The organism is Planctomyces sp. SH-PL14, assembly GCF_001610835.1.
In the GTDB taxonomy this organism is placed as follows: domain Bacteria; phylum Planctomycetota; class Planctomycetia; order Planctomycetales; family Planctomycetaceae; genus Planctomyces_A.
The window spans coordinates 772680-794544 of record NZ_CP011270.1 but is presented as its reverse complement, the minus strand read 5'-3'; the positions used below and the strand labels follow the sequence as shown (position 1 = coordinate 794544).

Annotated in this window: 15 protein-coding genes and 1 tRNA gene; 12 read left to right on the top strand and 4 right to left on the bottom strand. The window is 66.0% G+C overall.

Annotation, left to right across the window (positions count from 1 at the left end):
* Window positions 1-383 precede the first annotated feature (383 nt).
* The 6 genes from VT03_RS03220 to VT03_RS03195 all read left to right on the top strand — a co-directional run bounded on the left by VT03_RS03220 (window position 384) and on the right by VT03_RS03195 (window position 7937).
* Window positions 384-2717, top strand: coding sequence for a GDSL-type esterase/lipase family protein (locus VT03_RS03220; protein ID WP_075091657.1), 2334 nt, complete (start codon window positions 384-386; stop codon window positions 2715-2717).
* Window positions 2718-3120: 403 nt separating this feature from the next.
* Entirely contained in the window at window positions 3121-4074 is a 954-nt protein-coding gene (locus VT03_RS03215; RefSeq protein WP_075091656.1) for a hypothetical protein, read from the top strand.
* A 59-nt stretch (window positions 4075-4133) separates the two neighbouring features.
* On the top strand, window positions 4134-4679 hold the full coding sequence (locus VT03_RS03210; RefSeq protein ID WP_075091655.1) for a hypothetical protein: 546 nt from the start codon (window positions 4134-4136) through the stop codon (window positions 4677-4679).
* 346 nt (window positions 4680-5025) lie between these two features.
* Window positions 5026-5772, top strand: a complete 747-nt coding sequence (locus tag VT03_RS03205) for a serine protease (protein ID WP_075091654.1) — start codon at window positions 5026-5028, stop codon at window positions 5770-5772.
* A 597-nt stretch (window positions 5773-6369) separates the two neighbouring features.
* Window positions 6370-7674: a sensor histidine kinase gene (locus VT03_RS03200; RefSeq protein ID WP_231870586.1), complete on the top strand. Its 1305-nt coding sequence runs from the start codon at window positions 6370-6372 to the stop codon at window positions 7672-7674.
* Between the two features lie 189 nt (window positions 7675-7863).
* Window positions 7864-7937 (top strand) — tRNA-Arg (locus tag VT03_RS03195).
* 39 nt (window positions 7938-7976) lie between these two features.
* Here the strand turns inward: VT03_RS03195 and VT03_RS03190 are convergent.
* Both VT03_RS03190 and VT03_RS03185 read right to left on the bottom strand, forming a co-directional pair.
* Complete coding sequence (locus VT03_RS03190; protein ID WP_075091652.1) at window positions 7977-9062, bottom strand: HEAT repeat domain-containing protein; 1086 nt, start codon at window positions 9060-9062, stop codon at window positions 7977-7979.
* 142 nt (window positions 9063-9204) lie between these two features.
* A complete protein-coding gene (locus tag VT03_RS03185; protein ID WP_075091651.1) occupies window positions 9205-10002 on the bottom strand; it encodes a phytanoyl-CoA dioxygenase family protein in 798 nt (265 codons plus the stop codon).
* A gap of 711 nt (window positions 10003-10713) precedes the next feature.
* On the opposite strand from VT03_RS03185, the gene VT03_RS03180 reads away from it, so the two are divergent.
* The 4 genes from VT03_RS03180 to ppk1 all read left to right on the top strand — a co-directional run bounded on the left by VT03_RS03180 (window position 10714) and on the right by ppk1 (window position 16479).
* Entirely contained in the window at window positions 10714-11943 is a 1230-nt protein-coding gene (locus tag VT03_RS03180) for a PQQ-binding-like beta-propeller repeat protein (RefSeq protein WP_075091650.1), read from the top strand.
* A 57-nt stretch (window positions 11944-12000) separates the two neighbouring features.
* Entirely contained in the window at window positions 12001-13215 is a 1215-nt protein-coding gene (locus VT03_RS03175) for a class I SAM-dependent methyltransferase (protein ID WP_082845903.1), read from the top strand.
* Window positions 13208-14284 carry an ATP-grasp domain-containing protein gene (locus VT03_RS03170; RefSeq protein WP_075091649.1) on the top strand — a complete coding sequence of 359 codons (1077 nt, stop codon included), beginning with the start codon at window positions 13208-13210 and terminating at the stop codon, window positions 14282-14284. The genes VT03_RS03175 and VT03_RS03170 overlap by 8 nt, the downstream gene beginning before the upstream one ends.
* A gap of 89 nt (window positions 14285-14373) precedes the next feature.
* Window positions 14374-16479: a polyphosphate kinase 1 gene (ppk1, locus tag VT03_RS03165; protein ID WP_082845901.1), complete on the top strand. Its 2106-nt coding sequence runs from the start codon at window positions 14374-14376 to the stop codon at window positions 16477-16479.
* Between the two features lie 308 nt (window positions 16480-16787).
* Here the strand turns inward: ppk1 and nadB are convergent, their stop codons facing one another.
* Complete coding sequence (gene nadB / locus VT03_RS03160) at window positions 16788-18338, bottom strand: L-aspartate oxidase (RefSeq protein WP_082846715.1); 1551 nt, start codon at window positions 18336-18338, stop codon at window positions 16788-16790.
* Window positions 18339-18940: 602 nt separating this feature from the next.
* On the opposite strand from nadB, the gene VT03_RS03155 reads away from it, so the two are divergent.
* Together VT03_RS03155 and VT03_RS03150 are read left to right on the top strand one after the other, a co-directional pair.
* A complete protein-coding gene (locus tag VT03_RS03155) occupies window positions 18941-19450 on the top strand; it encodes a hypothetical protein (protein WP_075091646.1) in 510 nt (169 codons plus the stop codon).
* Between the two features lie 59 nt (window positions 19451-19509).
* Window positions 19510-21447 (top strand): DEAD/DEAH box helicase, encoded by a 1938-nt coding sequence (locus tag VT03_RS03150; RefSeq protein ID WP_231870585.1) that lies wholly within the window; start codon window positions 19510-19512, stop codon window positions 21445-21447.
* An 86-nt stretch (window positions 21448-21533) separates the two neighbouring features.
* Here VT03_RS03150 and VT03_RS03145 read toward each other — a convergent pair whose 3' ends face one another.
* A complete protein-coding gene (locus VT03_RS03145) occupies window positions 21534-21860 on the bottom strand; it encodes a hypothetical protein (RefSeq protein ID WP_156514255.1) in 327 nt (108 codons plus the stop codon).
* Window positions 21861-21865: the final 5 nt, after the last annotated feature.

Genomic DNA, 21865 nt, shown 5'->3' with positions numbered 1-21865 from the left:
GGGCACACCCCCTTGCCCGCCGGCGGCTTGTCTCGTCGGGAACTGTCTGAAGGAGTACGTGTCCAAACGCGGATTACGTATCGGATGCCCCCCTCACCAAGACGCGGGGTCTGCAAAGCAAGCGGTGTGAATTAAAGGAGTCCTCAACGCCGGTACCACAAAACGGACGCCCGTTGTGTACGGCGGTTCCTCATGGAAGTGCCTCCGGCGGCAAGGGGGTTGCCCCCCTTGACCCCAGCTGCCGTCGCACGTTGGGTTTGACGTAGCAACGCCGTGCCGGCCAGGACGACGTTTGCCGCCAAGAACCTCGTCGCGTACACCTCGATCCCACGGTGGCGGACAATCGTCCGCGGCTCCAACCGTGACGACCGATCGAGGTACCGATGGCTCGCTGGCTGTCCTGCGCATTCTTCTGGCTCCTCCTCGCCGCCCTTCCGACCACCGGAAGAGCCGGTGAACCCCGGCCCACCGTGGTCCTCACACTGGGGGACTCGATCACCAAGGGAGTCCGCCCCGGTGTGACAGCCGAACAGACCTTCTCCACCATCGCCGAGAAGGACCTGACCGCCAAAGGACACACCGTCCGGGTCATCAACGTCGGGATCGGCGGAGAAAACTCCGAGCAAGCCCTCGCGCGACTGGAGAAGACTCTCTTCGACCACCACCCCGACATCGTCGCCATCATGTACGGGACGAACGACAGCTATGTCGACAAGGGGCAATCCGCCGAGCGGATCATCCCCACCCGGTTCCGCGCCAACCTCGAAGCGATCGTCGCCTCGGTGCGGCGGTCCGGCGGTGAACCGGTCCTCATGACTGAACCGCGGTACGCCCAACAGTCTCCAGTGAACGGAATCGGCGAGCACTGCAACGTCCGCCTGGAGCCCTACGCGGCAATCACGCGCGAGGCGGCCGGAAAATTCGGGACGCCGGTGATCGACCACTTCGCGGCGTGGACCAAAGCGGAGGGCGGGGGAACGAACCTGCGGGACTGGACGACGGACGGATACCACCCGAATCCGGCCGGCCACGCCGAGATGGCGGGGCGTCTTGTCGAGACCGTCGACCGGATCCTCCGCCGCAAGCCCCTCCCGGGTTGGCCGGCTGGACGCACTGCCACCGGCCTCTTTGAGTGGGACGCCCTCCAGATCCCGGGCGCCGGCGTGTTCCGGCAGCCGGGTTCGCTGTACCTCGTCTTCGACCAGCCGACGGCGACGCGTGAGGTCGTCCTGCCGCGGCTCAACAACGTGGTCCTCAGGGCATGGTGGTGGCCAATCCCGCAGGGCGGGGCGGTGTCGCCCGCCGAGATGCCGGCGGAGGCCCCTGCGCCGCCATGGACTCCGCCGGTCGAGCGACTCCTGAAATTCTCTCAGTCACCCACGGAGTGGCGGATCGCGGCGGGGGAGGCGCTCGCGTCCCCCGCGGTTGTGGTGCTGGACGTCGTCGGAACCCCGCGGCTCGCTGCCGAAGGAGAACGGATCGGACCGGGGCGGGACGGCGTCCTGACGCTGAATGCCAGCGACGCGATCGTCCACGGCGAAAAACTTCAGTTCGAGCCGCTCACGCACAAGAACACCGTCGGCTACTGGGTGAACCCGGCCGACTGGGTGGAGTGGAAGATCGATCTGCCTGCTCCCTCGGCGTACCAGGTGCAGATCCTCCAGGGCTGCGGCGGACACGCCGGGAGTGAGATGATCGTTTCGGTCGGCAACCGGGAACTCGTCTTCGACGTGGAGGAGACTGGACACTTCCAGAACTTCCGGTGGCGCGAGATCGGCACGCTCGGGCTGGAAGCGGGATCGGCCCAATCGCTGGAGCTCCGCTGCCGGAAGCTCGCAAAGGGGGCGGTGATGGACGTCCGCCAGATCCGTCTCGTCCCGACCGGCCCCCAGCCGGCATCGCGGACCGTGTGGGATGTCGCGCCCGATGTCGTTCTTCCGCCTCTCACGCAGGAGCCCCCCGCGCCGGGCCGCCGCTGCCTGATGCGGATCGACGGAGAGCCGAACGCCTACTTCACCGTCACCTTTCCGACGGACTGGAACCCGGCGAAGAAGTTCCCCGTGGTGGCGGAATGGACGGGGAACGGACCCTATGCCAACCCGCAGGGGGACCGCTCCACAGGCCGCGTGGAGGATGGCGAACTGGCGCTCGGCCTCGCCGGAACGGACGGGGCGATCTGCGTCGGCCTTCCCTACCTGGATCAGCAGGGAGCGAATGTCACCCAGTGGTGGGGCTCCGCTCCCGACCATCAGCCGGCGACCACGGTCGCACACGCGAAGCGGGTTCTGGACGAAGTCTGCGGCCGCTGGGCCGGAGATCCCGACCGGATCGTCCTCGTCGGCTTCTCGCGAGGGGCGATCGCCTGCAACGCCCTCGGCCTGCACGACGACGAAATCGCCAAACGCTGGCGGGGGATGGTCTGCTTCAGCCACTACGACGGCGTCCGGACCTGGCCCGTCGCCGGAAGCGACCGGGTAAGCGCCCTGACGCGTCTCGCAAGACTCCAGGGACGGCCTCAGTTCCTCCTGGCGGAGTCCTCCCCCGTGGCTGGGGCGTCGCTCGACGCCGTTCGAACAATGCTGACCGAAGCCGAGGTCGACACCGGCCGGATGACATTCGCCGAGGCCGGCTTCGTCAACCACGACGACGCCTGGGCGCTGCGGCCGTCCCCGATCAGGGCGCAGGTCCGAGCGTGGCTCAACGACGTGTTGAAGTGAACGAGGAGCGGGCCTCCAGACGATCCGAGGCCGCAGGCGGAACGCGTGCGTCTCAGGAGAGTCTGTAGCGCCTCTCGGGAGGGCAAACTGGATCGCAGGGAACCGGGAGGGCGAAGCTCCTGCTGAGCCGCGAACGGTCGCAAACGCGTTCCCTCCGTCGTCGACCTTCCGCGCCGACTTCTTAGAGGAAGGGCCCCCACCACGACGGCTTCTTCCGGGCGGGGGCGAAGAGGCGACCGGCGACGTTCTCCACCGCCGCGGCTCGGCCGGAGCCTCGCCCTCCCGAAGGTTCCAACTTTCACGAAACACATTTGCTGAACGCTGGTCCCCCGTTGCAAACTGGACGGCGCAGTGAGGACGAGAGACAATCGAGCCGCGGGCCCACCTCAGCGACGGGGATTCCATGACTCCACGGTTCTTCCCACTGGCGGCTGCGGGGCTGCTCATCCTGGCGAGCGGCGGTGCGGTTCAGGTCCATTCCGCGGAACCCGCCGCCGAGACGGCGCAGATCGAGCAATGGGTCGAACAGCTCGGCAGCCGGAACCTCAATGAGCGGCGGGACGCGATCGAAAAGCTCGCCGATACCGACGCGAAGGCCGTACCGAGCCTCAAGAAGGGGATCGAGGCCGGAAATCCGGACAGTGTCCGTTCCGGAACGCTCGTCCTCCGCATGATCCTGCGGGCCGGGAGCGAAGAGGGGCGCAAGGCGGCCCGGGAGGCGCTCGAAAGCCTCTCGGAGTCCAGGCTCCCGCAGGTCTCCAACGCGGCCCGCTCGGCGCTCAACCCCGCCGATGGCGCCGCGCCGGTGCCCGCCCGGCGACCGTTGCGGGTGAACGTCAACATCGTGAACGGCGCGCGGACCATGTCGGTTCAGGAGACCGATCGAACGGTCACGATCACCGACACGGCCGGAAAGGACATTACTGTCCGGATCGAGACGATCGAGAACGGCGAACCGGTCGCCAAGGAGTTCAAAGGGGACAACGCCGAGGACCTGAAGACGAAGCACCCCGAAGCGTCCGAACTCTACGAGCGATACGGCCAGCTGAATGGCCAGCAGTTCCGGATCCAGGCTCTCGGATTCCCCGGAATAGCGCCGCCGCAGTTTCCCGGCGGGATCCCTCAGCCTCCGTTTCCGGGCAGGCGCGGCGGCTTTCCCGGGCTGCCCGGCAGAGACTTCGGGGATGCGAACGAACGGATCGAATCGGCACTGAAAACGATCGCGGAAGCGCGGGACCGGCTGAAGGAGATTGCCGCTCAGGACCGACCCGCGAAGGAAGATCTGGAAAAGCTGAGCGACGACCTGAAGCAGGCGGAGAAGGAACTGTTCTCCGCGCAGGAATCGCTCAAGCCCTGATCGAGCAGGGCGGCGGTATTGTTCCGAGACTCTTTCGCGTTCTCAGGAGTTCTTGCCCCATGAGAGGCTTCGTCGTGGCGGCCCTGGCCGCATTCTTCACGGGATCGTCGTTTGTCTACGCCGATGTCCAATCCGGTCCGCTGGTGGGCCCGGTCCCGTCGGCCGTCAAGGTCTTCGTGACGACGGGGGACGCCGCCGGCAAGGAGGTCGACGTCGTCGCCGACCGCGCCGCCAAGCCGACGCTGGTCGCCTTTGTCCCGGCCGAGAAATGGGGACGGCCGACCGGGCGGTTCTTCCGCGAGCTCGACGCCGGACTGAAGGAGATTCCGCAGTCGCAACTCGTCGTCGTCTGGCTCTCGGCGGATCACGCGGCGAGCCGGGAGTACCTGCCGAAGGCCCAGATGTCGCTCAAGTTCGAATCGACGGTCCTGACCGACTTCACCGGAGACGCGGGCGGTCCGCCGGAATGGGGGATCAACGGGCAGGCGGACCTGACGGTCGTCGCGATCCGTGACGGCAAGGTGCTGAAGTCGTGGGGATTCGTGTCCGTCAACGAGACACTGGCGAAGGATGTCCTCTCCACGCTCAAGGACGGTCCGAAGTAATCGGGTCAACCGCGGGCGGAGGGATGCGGGCAGGCTGGGCGCAGGGTGGAGCTGGCACGCAGCCGCGGGTCGGCGGACGTTCGGCCGTTCCTGCGGGGCCGTCCTATGAATTCCGAAACTCGACTTGCCCCCGCAAGAGGTTCGCAGACTATCCTTCGGTGTTCGCGATGTTTCTTGATGAACTCCTCTGATACGTCTCCCCGTCGCTTCACCCTGACAATCCCCTGATTCCCGGTTGACGACCCCTGTCCCCTTGCGGGCGTGCAGGCCGTTGGCAGCCGACGGAAGAGGATGCGACCTCGCTCGAGTCCGCATCCGGACCCAATGATTGCACGGAGGTGCTGTTATGCGAGGTCTGACCCCGCTTCTGGCGATCGGCCTGGGGCTGATCTTGTTCCCGGCGTCCGACGCCGCGGCGCAGGTTGGCAAGCAGAGTACGTTGTGGACCTGGACGAGCGGCGCGCCGCATCACGACGCGATCGTCCAGGTGTCGCTCAAGGGGGCGATCGGCACCGGCATCGTCATCGATGTCGCGAAGGACAAGCCGGTCGGCGAAGGTTTTGAGGGTCTGTGTGCGACGGCGTACCACGTCGTCGAGCCGGACGAAGGAAAGCGCGAGATCGAGGTCCTGTACCGCAATGGAAAGGTGGCGGAGCGGGCGCTGCTGCTCGATTTCGACAAGCAGCGGGATCTGGCTCTGTTGTGGGTCTGGGTTCCGAAGGGAATCGAACCCGTGAAATGTGCGGAGAAGGCGGTGCGGCCGGGGGATCAGGTTGAGATCGCCGGGCTTGGCGGCGGTTCGAAGCTCGACTGTTGCCTGCGGCACTTTTCGTCCGCGGCTTCGGCCCCGACGAATTCCGATGTGATCCTGTGCGACGTGGCGCTCTTGCCGGGGGATTCCGGAGGTCCGGTGTTCAATGCGGACCACGAGGTGGCCGGGGTGATTTCCGGGGGCTGGTTCTGGTGGGATGGTGGGATCCAGACGGACCACGGTTATCCGATCCAGGTGACGTGGCCGGCGAAGGCGTGCAATGTTTCGGCGATTCAGCAGCTCCATGGGAAGGTGCCTGGGTGGTATCGCCGCCGCAAGTGAAGAGAAAGCCCCATCCCAACAATCCGGGGCCAGGGGCACCCCGGTGGGGCGTGCAGAGGAGCCTGTGTTGTTTTCCTGGCCCTTTGCCCGCCGGAGGCCTGGCCGTCGAGAGATGTCTGAAGGAGTACGTGTCCAAACGCGCACAACGTGCCGTATGCCCTCTCACCAACCCACGGGGACTGCAAAGCGAGCGGCGTCTTTTGAAGGAGTCCTCAACGCTGGCTCCATAAAGCGGGCGCCCGTTGCTTCCCCCGGTTCCTCATGGAAGCGACTCCGGCGGCAAGGGGGTGAGACCAGCGCAATGTACGTCTTTGCTGGTCGCAAATCGCGAACACAAAGGGGTTACGGCGATTGTCGCAGAGTGTCCCGGATCTTGAAATGAGAAATGCTTTCGGCAGGTCGCAGAGGTCGCCTCGCATGCCCTGCAATTTTCCTACTCCGGGCCGCTGTCCAAAGACGTACACCGGGCTGGCGTGGCCCCCTTGACCCCAGCTGCCGTCGCACGATGGGATTGAGCGAGCGGATTGGCACCCAATTGCGATATCCTTCGCGGAAACGTCTCCCTGCCGTCGTCCGCCCAGCATGTCGCAATCCCTCTTGTCCCCCATTCCCCCGCCACAGTCGCCCGCTGAGCGCATCGCCTGGGAACTCCCGGCCGAAGCGATCACGATCCGCATCCGCTGGTTCGGCCTGTGCGTCGGCTACCTCTTCGTCAACTTTCTCTCCCCGTCGAAGCACCAGCTCGAGCTGAACGGGATCCTGGCCCTGGCGACGGGCTACGCCATCGCCGATACGGTCTGGAGCCGGCGGCGGCGGGTCTTCCTGAGCGAGACGCCGCTGTTCGTCTCGCTGATGGAATCGATCTTCATCGGTCTCCTGTGTCACTTCGACCAGGGGATCGACAGCCTGTTCCGATTCTATTACCTGCTCTCGCTGCTCGTCTGCGCGTTCCGCTACACGCCCTTGACGACGTACCTCACCCTCGCCCTGCACGCCCTCAGCTTCAGTCTGCTGGTCTTCTCTGGAAACCAGTCGGCCCCGATCCAGCCCGCCTCGATTCTGCTGATGCTCGTCTTCATGGCGTGGGTCACCTGGGCCAGCACGGCCCTCTCGATGCTGGTCCACACCGCCGGGGAACAGCTGGCCGACCTCAACGCCGAGCTGCAACGGAACCAGAAGCTGCTCGAACAGCGAATCGCCGAGCGGACGACCGAGCTCCAGCAGTCGCAGGCGATGCTCGTCCAGCAGGAGAAGCAGGCGGCCTTCGGACTTCTGGCGGCGGGGATCGCGCACGAGGTGGGGAACCCGCTGGCGGCGATCAGCGGACTCGTCCAGATGATGAACCGCAAGCCGCTCGATCCGGACATGCATGAGCGGCTGGGGCTCATCGACGAGCAGCTCCGACGCATCCAGCGGACGCTGCGGGAGCTCGTCGACTTCTCCCGGCCGGCCTCCCGCGAGGTCCGCCGGTGCGACATCCGTGAAGTGATCAAGGCGGCCCTCAACGTCGCCAAGTACTACAAGCGGATGAAGGGGAAGCACGTCGACGTCGAGTACGCCGAGGACATGCCGGACGTCCAGATTGTCCGGGACCAGGTGCTGCAGGTGTTCCTCAACCTGATCCTCAATGCCCTCGACGCGACCCAGGAGGGGGGGACGATCCACATCGCGGCCCGCCCCGCCCCCCCCGGAATCGAAATCACGGTGAAGGACGACGGCCACGGCGTCCGCGCCGAGGACCAGCCCCGGCTGTTCCAGGCCTATTTCACAACCAAGGAGACCGGGACGGGACTGGGCCTCTTTGTCTGCCGGAACATCGTGGAAAGCATGAGCGGCCGGATCGAGCTCGTCGAATCGAGCCCGGCGGGGACGACGTTCCGCGTCCGATTCCCGGCGGCGTAGCATCGGACCGAGACGCCCTATCCATCGGGGGTCCTCCTCGCGGTGAGGGAGTCCCACACGGGCATCGGCACGCCAGAACCCGGCGGCGACCGAACCAGGAGCGGCGTCGCGCGTGTCCTCGATGCCGGCTGGAAGCAAACGCCGCAAGTCGTTATGAATCGCAGCCTACCGTGGATTCATCCGCGGCGTGCGCCCGTAGCTCAGTTGGATAGAGCAACGGATTTCTAATCCGTCGGTCGGTGGTTCGAATCCACCCGGGCGCGCTGATTTACCGTGAGGGTTCATCGCGCGGACTTTTGGGCTCAGCCCTTCTTGGACAGCTTGTCCGCGGTTTTCAGGGCTGAGGAGCGGAGTTCGATGATCGGGAAGGATTCGCCGATGCGGCGGACTTCCTTGAGGAGCCGCTCCCGTTCCGTGTCCGAGAGTTGCGGCGCGAGGTCGCCGACCGCCTGGAGAGCGTTTTTCAGCATCGAGGCCTGCTCGAAGCGGCGGCCTTCGAGCGCGACGACGTCGTCTCCGGTCTTTCCCTCGGGGACGTCGAGCTTCCACTCCGCAGAGTCGCGGAGGATCTGTTCCAGGACGGTGAGGCCCCGCTTGGAGTCGTTCCGCGCGAGTCCGACCGCGGCATTGACCCGGATCAACTCTTCGGGATCGTCGAGCATCGCCTGCAGCCGTTCGAGGGCTGCGGAACTTCCGGAGAGTCCGAGGACGAAGGCCGCCTGGTTCCGGAACAGCCGGTCGGCGTCCTGGGAGATCGCGATGAGGTGTTCGTCGAAGGATTTGGGGAGGGCGGCCAGATGCCCCTTCTGGCGGGTCCGGCCAACGATCATGGCCAGCGAGTTCAGGGACGTCTTGCGGAGCGTCCGCTTGGCCTCGTCTTCATTTCCTGGCTCGGCGGCTGTAATCAGCGGCGGGACCACGACGTCCGGGACGTCGAGCTGGCCGAGGGCTTTTCCGAGGAATTCGAGCTGGAGCGCTTCGTCATCCGCGAGCGTGGACTTGGTGGAAAGAGTCTGGAACGGCTCGACGAGGGCCTGGGCGATCTCGCGGTTCGTCGTCAGCGACTCGGTGCCAGGCTCAACCGTCCCCGCAGGGGCGTTGGCGGCTTCGGTGAGGAGCATGGCGAGCTGTTTGGCTCCACTCCAGCGGACGTGTGGGTTTTCGCTGCGGACGTCGCTCACGAGCTGCCGCCAGTCCGCCTCACCAGCCGCCATCCGGGAGAAGAGGAGGTACAGGCCGACGATGACCGCGACGATGATCGCCGGGACGACGAAGAGCTGAACGATGAAGCCCGCCGAAGGGGGCTCGACCGGCGGAAGGTGTTCCGGCAGGTCGTAGTCATTCCGCGGCGATCCGGCGTCGTCCACGGGGCGGTTCTCGGCAGACATGTCTCGACTCCACGAATCCAGTCGGAGAGTCTAGGGGCGCACCGCCTTCGGTCCAGCGCCGGACTCCGCTCGAATGCTGATCCTGCGCAGCTTGCTCAGGATTGGGAATTTTCAGCGCTCCGCCCGCCGCGGCAAGGGGGATTCAGCCGGCGAGGGCCCGGTCGATCCGCTCCTTCTGGGCGATCCCGGCAGCGAGGACCTGCTCGTCCTCCAGCACGGCGATGGGCGAGTAGCCAGGGTGGCGGCCCGGCTTGTACGGGTCGTTGTGCCGCGTGTTGTAGCAGCAGATCAGGGCCCACCGCGGGTCTTCGCTGGTGTTCTGGTCGGACCGGTGGAGCAGGTTGGCGTGGAACAGGACGGCGTCGCCTGGGTTGAGGTCGACGTGGACTAGCTCGTGACGTTTCAGGGCAACGTCGACGCGTTCCATGTCGGCTCCGGTCTGGTCGCCGGTCTTTCCGTGATCGATCCGTCCCAGCTTGTGCGTCCCGGCGAGGACCTGAAGGCAGCCGTTTTCCTGTGTCGCCCGGTCGATGGCGATGAGGCAGCTTCCCATGTCGGGGGTGAGGCAGCCGTTGTGGTACCAGTAGCCGTAGTCCTGGTGCCATTCCCAGGCTCCGCCGACGCGGGGCTCCTTGAGAATCAGCTTGTGGTGGTAGTGGTAGACCTCATCGCCGAGGAAGGTCTGCATGGCGCCGACGACGCGGGCGCTGCGGGCGATGGCGCTGTAGAGGTCGTCCGTCAGCTCGTTCCGGACCGCCAGGGTGACGACGGCTCCCGCGGCGTCTTTGCGGCCGTAGGCGGTTTCGGCGAGGTGTTTGTCGGCGCGGGCCACCTGGCTGAGGAGGATGACCTCTTCGGTGGAGAGGAGGCTGCGGACGATGAGGAAGCCGTCCCGTTCGAACTGGGCGCGGTCGTCGTCCGTTGGGCGAAACCAGGGCATGGCGGGCGTGTTTCGGGGAGGGGCGGAGGGAGTGGGACGGATCGGCGTTCCCGACGATTCCGGAGGATAGCGATCCGGGACCGGTTCTTCCCATCCGTATCGGCTGGCACATCGCCCTTGCCGGCACGGCCATGCCACGTCAAACCCAATGTGCTACGGCAGCCAGGGGTCAAGGGGGCCACGCCCCCTTGCCGCCGGAGGCCGTCCTGTGAGGAACCGTGGTAAGCAACGGGCGTCCGTTTTGTGGAACAGGCGCTGAGTACTCACCGCTCGCTCGGGAATCCCTGCGGGTTGATGTGGGGGCATCCGGCACGTTGTCCGCGTTTGGACACGATCTCCTTCAGACAACTCTCGACCGCCAGGCCTCCGGCGGGCAAAGGGCCAGAAAAACAACACAGGCCCCCTCTGCACTCCCCACCAGGGTGCCCCTGGACCCGGTGAGCAGAACGATGTCCGGCGCTCATCGAGTATTCACCGAATGCACCTGTATCGGTCGGGCCGGTCGTACCGTCCGGAACGGGCCACTCCCAATCGCACGCGCCGATCGCCCGCCCAAATTTCGCCGGGAGCAGTCTGCCGACCAGGTTTAGACTGGAACGCCGTCCGGCAATTTCCGACGATTGAGGACGGTTGAATCAAAACGGCCGCGGCGGAAACGTCGCCGGCCGGTCGGGAGTCGCGCCTGTCGTCTTGTCCTGTCGGAGCCTGTCCATGCTCGCCCTGGGGCGTCTCTTTGCGGTTGTGTCGTGCCTCCTCGTGGCCGGTGTCGCCCAGGCGCAGACGCTTCCCGCCGAACAGGCTCTGAACGCGCGGGGATTGACCCGCGCCTGGTGGGGGCGGGCCCACATCGATCCGTCGCAGGACACGGTCCAGTTCCTGTCCGCCGACGAAACGGTCCTGTACGTCCAGTCCAGGACCGGCGGCCTCACCGCGTTCGATGCCGAAACCGGCAAGCGGATGTGGATCCGCCAGCTCGGGCCCAGCATCCAGGCCGGCTTCCGGGCCAACTCGAACGACACGGAAGTCCTGGTCTCCGCCGGCATGGTTCTGTTCAGCCTCGACAAGCTGACCGGCAAGACGAACTGGACCCTCCAGCTCCCGCACCATCCCTCTTCCGCCCCCGGCGTGGACGACAACAACGTCTACGTGCCGATGAGCGACTCCAGCGTCTACCAGTTCGATCTGCGGACGATCCACAAGCTGAGCGACGCCGGCATGCTGCCGCAGTGGTCGCTTCGCGCCCGGGGATGGCGGTACCAGACCGCCCGCCCGGTCCTTTCTCCCCCGTCGTCCGACAATACCCTCGTCACCTTCGCCAGCTCCAGCGGGACGCTCTACGCCGTTAATGCCCAGGGAGTGAAGCTGAAGTTCCAGTTTGAAGCGGGGAGCCCCATCACGACGCCGGTCGCCTACCGCGGCGACACGATCTACATCTGCGACGTGGCGGGGCAGGTCTACTGCATCTCCGCCGTGACCGGCGTGACGCGGTGGACCTTCTCAACCTCCTCTCCCGTCCGGTTCCAGCCCCGACCTGTGGATGATGCGGTGTTCGTCGTCGCGGAACGCGGGGGACTGTACTCCCTCGACAATCAGACCGGCGTTCAGAATTGGCGCAACGTCAACGTGACCAACTTCGTCTCCGTGTCGAACGAACGGGTCTACGCCGCCGACGAGTTGGGGAACATCCTGATCCTGAATCGCAAGACCGGAAAGCCGGAAGCCCCGTCGCTGTCGGTCCGGGACTTCCCGATCCGCATCAGCAACTCACGGACGGACCGGCTCTATCTGGGAACGAAGGACGGACTGGTCGTCTGCATCCGCGAGACCGGCCTCACGCAGCCGATCTACCACCTTTATCCGGACCGCCGCCCCATCCTGCCGGAACTTGCTCCGGACGAAGACGCGGCCGCCACGACCGAAGCCGCACCGGCCAACAACTGAACGTGACCGCCCGGACGACCGGGGATACGACGTAACGGTTTCAGCGACGGAGCGACGGTGCAGTCCACGGACGATTTGATTCGAGCGTTTGCCGCGGCCTGCGAAGCGGGCGAACTCGTTCAGGCGGTTCTCTCAGACCCGTTTCCCGGCCCCTCCGATCGGCCGCGGCGCCTGCGGGTCCGCCCGGTCGTGATCCGGAAGCAGCCGGTCCTCCAGTGGACGCTGCAGTTTGACCGCAGCGAGACGCACGAGAATCTCGACCGCGGCGAGTCGGTCGGCCGGCTGACACGCGCTCTGGAGTCGGACTACCGGCAGGCGGTCCTCACCACGACCGGGGCCGAAGTTCACTATCGCCGCGACCGCCAGGGGCGGGTCAAGCTCAGCGAGAAGGCCCGCAGCCGTCCGCAGCCGGATATGGCGCATGACCGGCAGAAGGCCTATCTGATCCCCGATGGGACTCCCTGTCCGTTTCTGATCGACCAGGGAGTCATGGCACCGGACGGACATGTCCGGGCCGCCATGATGCACAAGTTCCGGCAGATCAACCGGTTCCTGGAGTTCGTGGAAGACGTCTACGCGGACCTCCCGGCCGAAGGAACGCTCCTCGTCCAGGACTACGGCTGCGGCAAGAGCTACCTCACGTTCGCCGTTCACCACCTGCTGTCGAACGTCCATGGGCGGGAGGTCGAGATCTTGGGACTCGACCACAACCCGCACGTCATCGAAACGTGCTGCCGGACCGCGGAACGGCTCGGGCTCGACGGTCTGAGCTTCCGGACGACGCGCATTGCCGACAAGGAAGCTGAGGGAAAGCCGCTGCATCTGGCGGTCGCCCTTCATGCCTGCGACACCGCGACCGACGACGCCCTGATTGACGCCGCCGGGCGGACCGCCTCCGTCATCCTCGCGGCTCCCTGCTGCCAGCACGAAGTGGCCGCCCGCCTGGCTGCGGACGCGGTTCCGGCCCTGACCGCTCACGGCATCCTCAAGGAACGGCTGGCGGCCCTGGCGACCGACGCCCTGCGGGCCGCGGCACTTGAAGCGGCCGGCTACCGGACGCAGGTCCTCGAGTTCATCGAGACCGAGCACACCCCCAAGAACCTCCTGATCCGGGGGGTGCGGCGAAAGGCCGGCGGTGACGGCGAGGGTGGGATCGACACGGTCTGGCGGACGCGCTACGACGACCTGAAGCGGTCGCTCGGTCTCGGCGAAGCCTCGCTGCGGACGGATGAGATCCTGCCCCCGGCGGCCGAGGAGGCCGCGCGTGGCTGAGCGGATCTTCGTCTCCGAGTTCGTCTGCGGCGGAGGCTGGTCCGAGGGGCGTCCTCCCGAGAGCTTGGAGCGCGAAGGGAGGGCGATGCTGCTGGCGGTGCTGGCCGATCTGGCTGCGGTCCCCGGCCTGCGAGTCGTGACGACCTGGGATCACCGGCTGGCGCGGCCCCTCTTTCCGGACGGCGTCGAAGCGGTCGAGGTCGATTCTCCCCAGGCGGAGATTCGGACATTCGCGGACCTGGCAGCGGAGGCGACCTGGACCCTGGTCATTGCTCCAGAGACGGCGGGGATTCTTTCGGCTCGCGTTCAGGCTGTGCATACCGCGGGGGGCATCGCTCTCAACGGCTCCGTCGAGTCGATCGATCTCTGCGGCGACAAGCTCCGGCTGGCGGGCTTTCTTCGTCAGCGGGGGATTCGGACTCCGGCTGCAGCACTCTGGGACGACGAGGTCGTCGGGGAGCTTGAGGGACTGCGGGTCGGTCCGGACCGGTGGCCGTGGCCGGTGGTCGCGAAGCCGCGGGATGGGGCGGGTTCGCAGCAGACGCGTCGCGTGGATGGACTCATGAGAGGTCCATCGGCAAATCTCGGCTGGGACGAGCTTCCGCAGGATCCCGAGTTCGTTGGCGCGCGCGAAAACCTGCTCGTCCAGCCCTGGATCGCCGGGCGGGCCTGTTCGGTGGCCGCCCTCGTCCACCCGGACGGGACCGCGACGATCCTTCCGCCGGCGGAACAGCGGTTCTCGGAGGACGGTCGGATGAGTTACCTCGGGGGAACGATCCCGGCCGAGGGCGTTTCCGCGGCGGCGGTCGAGTCGCTCGTTCGATCGGTTCTCTCTCAGGTTCCCGGCCTCCGCGGGTGGATCGGATTCGATTTCCTCGTTCCGGCGGACGCGCCGGAGAGCGTGGTCCTGATCGAGATCAATCCCCGCCTGACGACAAGTTATGTCGGCTATCGGAGGATTTGCCGTGGCAATCTGGCCCGGAGCCTCGTCTTCGGCGCGGAGTCTGCCCCGATCTTTGATGGGAGAATCACATTTTCTTCCGACGGGACCGCCATCCTCCCGGAATGAGTGATGATCTTCGCTTTCCGGGAGAGGGTGGGTATCGTGTCGGGCAGAAATCCCCGATTGGCCGCCTCCCTGTTGCCTCATCACGCCACATGAGCCGTCTGAAGACGAATTACCTCAACCGTGAACTGAGCTGGCTGGACTTCAACCAGCGGGTCCTGGAGGAGGCGGCCGACACCAGTATCCCCCTGCTCGAGCGGCTCAAGTTCCTGGCGATCAGCGCCTCGAACCTCGACGAGTTCTTCCGCGTCCGCGTCGGCGGTCTCCAGACCCTCGAACAGCAGGGAGTGATGCGGCCCGACGCCGCGGGGCTCACCCCGGAGCAGCAGCTCACCGCCATCCGCCGCCGCGTGCGGCAGATGATCGAGGAGCAGTACCGCGTTTACCGGGAAGAACTGGAGCCGCAGCTCGCCGCGTCCGGAATGCGGTGCCTGCGGCCGTCGGAGCTGAACGCCGCGCAGAAACGCGTGCTGAAGCAGGTGTTTCAGAACGAGATCTATCCCGTGCTGACCCCGATGGCGGTCGGCGGGGAAATTGAGTTTCCGCTCCTCTCCAGCCAGGGGCTGAACGTCTGCGTCCGCCTCGCTCCAGGCGAAGGGGCGGAAGCGGACGCGTTCCGCTACGCAATCATCCCGCTGGCGGGGGCGCTCTCGCGGATCATCGGCCTGCCGGCGGATGCGGGGTATTCATACCTGCTCCTCGAAGACGCCGTGACGCTGTACGTCGGCGACTTCTTTCCCGGGGAGACGATCCTTGAGACGATCCCGTTCCGGATTACGCGGAACGCCGACATGAGCGTCCGTGAGGACTCCGCCGAAGACCTGATGGAGGAGATGTCGAACATCCTCGACGCCCGCCGGCTCGGGAACTATGTCCGCCTGGAGATCCTGGAGAACGCGAGTGCGGAGCTGACCCACTTCCTTCGCCACGCTCTCGACATCGTGCCGGAGTCGCTCTACCCCTCGAAGGGTCCGCTCGATCTCTCGGCGTTCTTCCGGATCAGCGACCGGCCGGGCTTCGACCATCTCAAATATGAAAGCTGGCCGCCGTTTCCTTCGCCCGACCTGCCCCCGGGCTCCTCGGTGTTCGAAGCGGTCTCGCTGCAGGACATCCTGCTCTATCACCCGTATGAGAGCTTCGAGCCGGTGGTCCGGTTCATCGAGCAGGCGGCGGACGATCCCGATGTCCTGGCGATCAAGCAGACGCTGTACCGCACGAGCCGCGACAGCCCGATCGTCGCGGCCCTGCTTCGCGCGGCGGAGCGGGGGAAGAACGTCACGGTGATCTGCGAGCTCAAAGCCCGCTTTGACGAGGCGCGGAACATCGAGTGGGCGCGGCAGCTGGAGCAGGCTGGCGCCCAGGTGATCTATGGCGTGAAGGGGCTCAAGACGCACGCCAAGGTCTGCGTGGTGATCCGCCGGGAACCGCAGGGGATTCAGCGGTACGTCCATTTCGGGACGGGGAACTACAACGAGCAGACGTCGCGGATTTACAGCGACGTGAGCCTGCTGACCTGTCATCCGGACCTGGGGGCGGACGCGATTGCGTTCTTCAACGCCGTGACCGGTTACTCGCAGCCGCTGCAGTACCATCGGATCGCGGCCGCTCCGCTGGGGCTGCGGGACAAGCTGCTGGAGATGATCCGGGCGGAGACGGAGATCCGGCGCGACGGGCGGCCGGCGCGGATCTGGGCGAAGCTCAATGCCCTGGTGGATCCGACGCTGATTGATGCCCTGTACGACGCCTCACAGGCGGGGGTCGAGATCAAGCTCAACGTTCGCGGCGTGTGCTGCCTGCGGCCGGGGGTGAAGGATCTGAGCGAGAACATCGAGGTGGTGAGTATCGTCGACCGCTTCCTCGAACATGCCCGGGTTCTCCATTTCCATCATGGCGGGGATGACCGGGTCTTCATTTCGAGCGCGGACTGGATGCCGCGGAATCTGGATCGGCGGGTGGAGCTGCTGGTGCCGGTGGAGGATCCGCGGTGCCGGGATCGGTTGATCCATATTCTCGAGGTCTGCTTTGCGGACACGGTGAAGTCGCGGAAACTGACTTCGTCGGGGACGCATCGGCGGATCAAGGTCTCAGGGGCGGAAGCGATCCGGTCTCAGCAGCGGTTGTACGACGAGGCGAACGAGGCGCGGCATCTGGCGGACCAGCAGCGGCGGACGATCTTCGAGCCGCATCGGCCGGGCTGACCAGGGGCGAAGGCCGGGGCGCTAGTTGGAGGGCTGCCCAGCCGTCAGCGCGCGGGATTGCCTTCCCTTCTCTGTGATCTCTGCGCCTCTGTGTTTTCTTTCAGAAGAGTTTTGAAACACAGAGATACGGAGGGCACAGAGAAGACCAGAGAGGGAGGGCCGCCGCAGGCATTCCGTGCGCAGTGTCGAGCATTGATCGGGCGCGAGGATCACCGTTGCGGCTCGGCTGGAGCCTCGCCCTCCCGAATGGGAACGCCGCGTTCTTTGCACGCGGGGTCTCGACCGCGGGCTGGGACAGGAAGCCCTGATCACTCGTTGTCGATGACGACCCGCTCCTTGCGAGCCTCGTTCGGCTGCGGGAAATCGCTGCGGTAGTGGACGCCGCGGCTCTCTTCGCGGGCGAGGGCGGAATCGATCATCAGCCGGGCGACGAGGAGCATATTCTGGAGCTCCCAGCCGGCGACGGTGCTGAACTCCCGCTGCGAGACGTACCGGTCCCAGAAGTCGACCTGCTCGCGGGCCGACAGCAGACTCTCGGCATCGCGGCGGATCCCGACGTTCCGCCACATGATGCTGCTGAGCGAGTTCTGCAGGTCCAGGAGGTTGAGGTCCTCTTCTTCCCGGGTCGTCCGCGGCCAGTCGGAGACGAGCGGGAGCGCGGTGAAGCTGTCGGGGATCTGGAGGGCGGCGTCAGAGGCTCCGCGGCCGGTCCGGATGCCGTAGTAGAGACCTTCCAGAAGGCTGTTCGAGGCGAGGCGGTTCGCGCCGTGCAGGCCGCTGGACGAGACTTCGCCGGCGGCCCACAGGCCCGGTAGAGTCGTCTTGCCGTCGAGGTCGACGGTCAGCCCGCCGATCATGTAGTGCGCGCCGGGACGGACCGGGATCAGGTCCTCGGCGAGGTTCAGGCCGAACTCGCGGCAGACCTCGGCGATGTGCGGGAACCGCTCGGCGATCAGGTCGTCCGGAAGGTGCCGCAGGTCGAGGTAGACGCAGGAATGCCGCGTCTTCTCCATCTGGTCCGTGATGGCGCGGCTGACGATGTCGCGGGGGGCGAGTTCGCCCCGCTCGTCGTAGTCCTGCATGAACCGGTGTCCGCGGGAATCGACGAGGTACGCCCCTTCGCCCCGGACCGCCTCGGAGATGAGGTGCCGGGCTCCCCCGGCGATGTACAGGACGGTCGGGTGAAACTGCATCATCTCCATGTCGCGGACCTGGGCCCCGGCCCGGAAGCCGAGGGCGTGCCCGTCCGCGGTGGCGATGTCCGGGTTCGTGGTCTCGCGGAAGAGCCGCCCCGCCCCGCCGGTGCAGAGGATCGTCTGCTTGGCCCAGACGATCGTCTTGCCGTGCTCCTTGTTCCAGACGATCGCGCCGCGGCAGGTCCCCTCGTGCGTCATCAGGTCGATCGTGAACGTCTGCTCCCAGATCTCCGACCAGTTGGCGCCGCGGACGGTGTTAATGAGGGCCCGCATGACCTCTTTGCCGGTCGCATCGCCGAGGGCGTGGGCGACGCGGGGATGGCTATGGCCCCCTTCGAGGGTCAGGGAGAGCTCGCCGTTCCGCTGGTCGAACTTCGCGCCGAACGACACAAGTTCGCGGATCAGCGTCGGGGCGGCGTTGACGACCGTCCGGACGACCGTCTCGTCGCACATCCCGGCCCCCGCCACGAGGGTGTCGGCCGTGTGGTTGCGGACGTCGTCCGAGGGGTCGAGGACGCCGGCGATTCCCCCCTGGGCCCAGGCGCTGTTCGAGAGCTCGACGCGGTCCTTGGTGACGATGACGACGCGGAGCCGCGGGTCGACTTCCAGGGCCGCGCGGATCCCGGCGATCCCGGAACCGATGATCAGCACGTCCGTGAACATGTGCGGGACGCGCTTGGGATCAAACCGGACGAGATAGCGGTGTCGCGGAGCGAAGTTCAACTGCGGCACGGAAAACCCTTCGGATCAACGAATACCAACCTCACCCCGACATCGTGACACTCCGGCGGGGAACATTCCACGGCGAACGCCACCCGCTCCTCGGCCGGCGCGTGAAACCGCGCGGCGATCCGTTGCAGCCGGTTCAATGCGCATCTCCCTCGGAAGACCGCGATCCGGCGTCACTCGGCGGGAGCTGTCGGCCCGGCGCCGAGGGCCGCGACGACTGCAGCCGTTTTCCCGCCGGACCGCCGTTTCCCGGTTCTCGTCGTCCGTTTCGCCGCAGATCACGCCTTTTGTGCGCATCGGGAGGGAGCGGCAATTCACGCTGATCCGGCAGAACGGATCGGACTTTTCCCCATGCCAGTCGGCGACAAAGTCCTTACGCCTCTCATGAACGGCACTTGCGTCGAATTCCCGCCGGCGACGGCGGAGGGGGACGGGCTCAAGTCGGAGGCGATCTTCACCGATCTTTCCCGTGAGGCAGCCGGGTGGAACCTGGTGGTCCTCTCCGAGTTTCGGCATCCCTTCAAGGACGGGTGTCCATGGCGTCCAGTGGCCAGAAGTTCCATCTTGGATTTCTGAGTGTCGTCGAGCTTCCCTCCGCCGGCTACGTGGGAGGTCTGCTCGTCACGAATCAGCTGGGGCGTCCGCTCGAGTTTCAATGCACGACTCCCGTCCGCCCGAACCGGACGCAGGAGATTCTCTATGGTCCGACGCTCCGGCCGTTTCTGCTCGCCGACCTGATCGGCAAGACGCTCTTCGAACGGCTCACGGTCAAGCCGACCGCGATCCTCGTGGGCGACGCCGACTTCCTGGCCCTGCGGCCGCACCTGACGGCGCCGGTCGCCGTCGTGTGCGACAAGGAATCGAGCCAGACCTCGATGAAGCTGGGCCAGCAGTGGCTGCGGTTCCACGACGAACATGTCGACGCGGACCGGACGGCGATGAAAGAGGCCGGCAGCATCATCGGGGCGGACTGCGATCTGCGGGAGCCGATCGACCGGATCCGTGAGGCGCTCGAGGAGACGCTGAAGGCGGGAGCCGCGGCCTAGAGCGGGCCGCACAGGATCGTTCCGACAGATCGTTTCCGACAGTGGAGGGAGCCACACGGATGTCGCAGGAGCCCGGAGAGAACGGCGCAACGGATGGGACGTCGGCCGTCACCGAAGTCGGTGTATCGAGCGTCCCGGTCGCGGTCGCGACGCCGGACATTCTCATCTCCGGCATGAACTCCGCACTGCGGCGGCTGCCGACGCCCGAGCCGAGCGCGGCGAAGCTGCTGGACTCCGTGGGCTATGTGCCAAGCTGGAAGCCCTTCTGGCCGAAGGTCCGGACCTTCGGGCTCACCTTCCCGGCCGGGATGGAGTTTCTCCCACCCAAGGAGGAGAAGCCGGCCCCCGCCGATCTCGTTGAGATCGCTCCCAAGCAGAAGAAGGACGTTCCGGCAGGAGAAACCCCTAAGAAGCCGACCCGGATCAAGCCGCCGGCCGACGCCCTCTCGCTCGAAGACCGCCTGTTCTATGTCCTCCAGCCGCCGCTCGAATCGTGGCTGCGGGGCCAGGAACTGATCATGCCCTTTGAGCCGTTCCAGTATCAGTACGAAGGAATCGCCTGGCTCTTCGCCCAGAAGTGCGCGCTCCTCGCCGACGAGATGGGGCTCGGCAAGACGATGCAGACGATCACCGCGCTGCGTCTGCTCCTGCGGAGCGGGCAGGTGCGGCGGGTCCTGATGGTCTGCCCCAAGCCGCTCATCCCGAACTGGCAGCGGGAGTTCAAGACCTGGGCCGAAGAGATTCCGGTCACCACGATCGAAGGGGACGGGCCGCGGCGGAACATGATCTGGCGGATGCCGGGGTCGTTCGTCCTCCTGGCGAACTACGAGCTCGTCGTCCGTGACTTTCAGCAGATGATGCTGGAGAACCGCGGGGGAACGCTCGGCGGGAAGGCGGACATCGTCGGCGATGTCGACGGGCTCGGCCGGCGGCGGCAGGTGTCCATTGGCGGGGACGAGAACCCGGGACCGCCGCTTCCGAAGTTCGATCTCGTGGTGCTCGATGAGGCCCAGCGGATCAAGAATCGCGAGGGGCTGACGGCGACGATCATCCGCGAGATCCCCCGCCGCCGGAGCCTGTGCCTGACCGGGACGCCGATCGAAAACCGGCCCGAGGAGATGGTGTCGCTGTTCGAGTTCATGGGAGTGGTCCCGCCGAACGCGAATCCGGACATCCGCCAGCTCTCGAGCCTCAGCCGCGAATACATCCTGCGGCGGACCAAAGACCTGGTCATGAAGGACATGCCGCCGCGGCTCGACCGGGACGAGTACATCGAGCTCGGGCCGGCGCAGCGGATCGCCTACGACCAGGCGGAAAAAGACGGCGTGATGCACCTCAACGAGATGGGGGAGCAGATCAACATCCAGAACGTGTTCGAGCTCGTCCTGCGGCTGAAGCAGATCTCGAACTACGACCCGCTAACGCAGGAATCGGCCAAGCTGGAGCGGCTCTGCGCGGACATGGAAGAAATCTCCGCCTCGGGCGGGAAGGCGATCCTCTTCAGCCAGTGGACCAAGACGATCGACTGGATCGCCGAGCGGACGAAGGACTACGGCCGCCTTGTCTACCACGGCGGGGTCCCGGCGAAGCAGCGGGAGCCGATCCTCGACAAGTTCAAGAACGATCCCAAGAGCCACCTGCTGCTCATGAGTTACGGCACCGGGGCGGTGGGGCTCAACCTGCAGTTTGCGGGGTACGTGTTCCTGTTCGACCGCTGGTGGAACCCGGCGGTCGAGGACCAGGCGATCAACCGGGCGCACCGCATCGGCTGCAAGAGTCAGGTGATCGTTTCGAAGTTCATCTGCACGGACACGATCGAGGAACGGATCGACAAGGTCCTGAACGAAAAGCGGGAGATGTTCCGCCGCGTCCTCGGCGAAGGGGACAACGAGAACGCCCAGCTCAGCATGAACGCCGGCGAGATCTTCGGCCTGTTCGACCTCAAAGCCCGCAACAAGGCGGGGGGCGCAAAGAAAATCGGCCCCAAGGTGGCTTGAAGCACCTCGGGGCCGATGACATCCGTTTTGCCACTCGCGGAAGGACGGTCCGGCGGTAAACCAGACATCCTGCGGCGGCGGACAGTTCAAAGCTTGTCGGCGATCCGCTTCGAAAGAACCTTGTTCTTCGCGGCGTCCGACGACACGTTCAGCACGTGAAAGTCCTTCAGCAGGCTGGCCTGAACGGCCGGATCCGGGACGTGCTTCTTGATCTCCGCGTCCAGCCCTTCGAGGGCGCTTCCGCCCTCACCGGATTGAGCCAGTTCCTGAAAGCGGGCCTTGAGGGCCTCCTTCGAGCCGATCACGGGGGGACCTTCGACATTGGTCGGGGAGGGGACGCTGTTGCTTCCCCCACACCCGGCCAGGGCCAGAACACCTGCGAACGACAGAGCACAAATCGCGGAGCGCATCATCACTC